The organism is Photorhabdus heterorhabditis (genome assembly GCF_018448905.1).
Taxonomy (GTDB): Bacteria; Pseudomonadota; Gammaproteobacteria; order Enterobacterales; family Enterobacteriaceae; genus Photorhabdus; species Photorhabdus heterorhabditis.
In genome coordinates this window covers 1-1,887 of record NZ_RCWA01000107.1, presented here as the reverse complement: position 1 = coordinate 1,887, position 1,887 = coordinate 1, and the positions used below count along the sequence as shown (strand labels likewise).

Below are 1,887 nucleotides of genomic sequence, written 5' to 3'. Positions count from 1 at the left end.
ATCGTCTGGCGTTGCCGGCGCCGGACGGAGAGGCGTTTGCCCGTCAGGTTTACGAGGCCCCGCAGGGAGAAACGGAAATCGCGTTGGCGGCGATTTGGCATGAGTTGCTAGGGATTGAGCAGATCAGTCGGTACGATAGTTTCTTTGCACTGGGCGGCCATTCACTGCTAGCGGTACGCATGATTGAACGTCTGCGTCACTTGGGGCTGACGCTGGCGGTGCGTGATCTGTTCCAGTCGCCAGTGTTATCTGAACTGGCGCAAACACTGGGGCAACATCAGTTAGTAGTGGTACCGCCGAATGTCATTACGTCAGCGACGACGACACTCACCCCAGCCATGTTGCCGCTGATTGATCTGACCCAAACTGAGATCGACCGTATCGTTGAGCAGGTACCGGGTGGGGTGACCAATATTCAGGATATCTATGCCTTGTCACCGTTGCAGGATGGGATTTTGTTCCACCATTTATTGGCAAACGAAGGTGATACGTATCTGGTAGTCAGTCAGATGGCTTTTGCTGAGCGGTCTCAGCTGGACCGTTATCTGGCGGCGGTGCAACAGGTGGTTGATCGCCATGACATCTTGCGGACCGCCTTTATCTGGCAGGGATTATCTGCGCCGGCTCAGGTGGTTTGGCGTCAGGCTACCTTATCAGTGATGGAATTGACGCTGGACTCGGCTGATGGGCCGGTTCGTACTCAACTGGTGCAACGTTTTGATCCCCGTCATTATCGCCTCGATTTGGGCCAGGCGCCGTTATTGCGCTTTGTGGTCGCTCAGGAGACTGATGGCCGCTGGATTGTGCTGCAATTGTTGCATCACCTGATTGGTGACCACACTACGCTGGAAGTGATGAACCGAGAAGTACAGGCATTCCTTGCCGGGCAAGGGAATAGCCTGTCGGCGCCGGTCCCGTTCCGTAATCTGGTGGCTGAGGCCCGGTTGGGGGTCAGTCAGGAAGAGCATACCCGTTTCTTTACCGACATGCTGGCAGAGGTGGAAGAGCCAACTTTGCCGTTCGGACTGGCGGAGGTGCATCTTGATGGATCTCAGGAGACGGAGTCTTACCGGATACTGCCTGCCGGGTTGAATGACCGTCTGCGTAGTCAGGCTCGACGTTTGGGCGTCAGTTTGGCGGCGCTGTGTCATCTGGCTTGGGCGCAGGTGTTGTCGCGTACCAGTGGTCAGGAAAAAGTGGTGTTTGGCACGGTGTTGTTTGGGCGCATGGCGGCAGGGGAAAGGGCTGATAGTGGGATGGGGCTGTTTATCAATACCCTGCCATTACGTTTGGATATCGATGAAACCCCGGTACGGGACAGTGTGCAGGAGGTGCATCTGCGACTGGCCGGCTTGCTGGCGCATGAGCATGCTTCACTGGCGTTGGCTCAGCGGTGCAGTGGGGTTGTCGGTGGTACGCCACTTTTTAGTGCCTTGTTCAACTATCGACATAATGCCCTGCCGGCAACGTCGAATGACCCGATGAGCGACATTGAATTCTTGGGTGCACAGGAACGCACTAACTACCCCTTTGGGTTGTCGGTGGAGGATTTTGGTGAATCGCTGGGATTGACCGCTAATGTGGTGCAGCCGTTTGATCCAGATCGGCTATGTGGTTATATGCAGCAGGCGTTGGAAAGTCTGGTGGAGGCATTGGAGCAGGCCCCTGAGACTCCGGTACGGGCACTGAACGTTCTGCCTGAAATGGAACGCAGGTTGTTACTGGAAACCTGGAATGCGACGGATTCATCTTATCCAGATCCGTTATGTATTCATCAGCTGTTTGAGCAACAGGCAGAGCAGGCCCCACAGGCGACAGCGTTAGAATATCAACAACAGATTTTCAGTTATGCGGAACTGAATGCCCGTGCTAACCGTCTGGCTCATC

At 55.2% G+C, this 1,887-nt stretch carries 1 protein-coding gene; it reads left to right on the top strand.

Going from position 1 to position 1,887, the window contains the following annotated elements:
• A partial coding sequence (locus EAE89_RS22700; RefSeq protein WP_244866739.1) for a condensation domain-containing protein occupies positions 1-1,887 on the top strand: 1,887 nt, incomplete at both ends.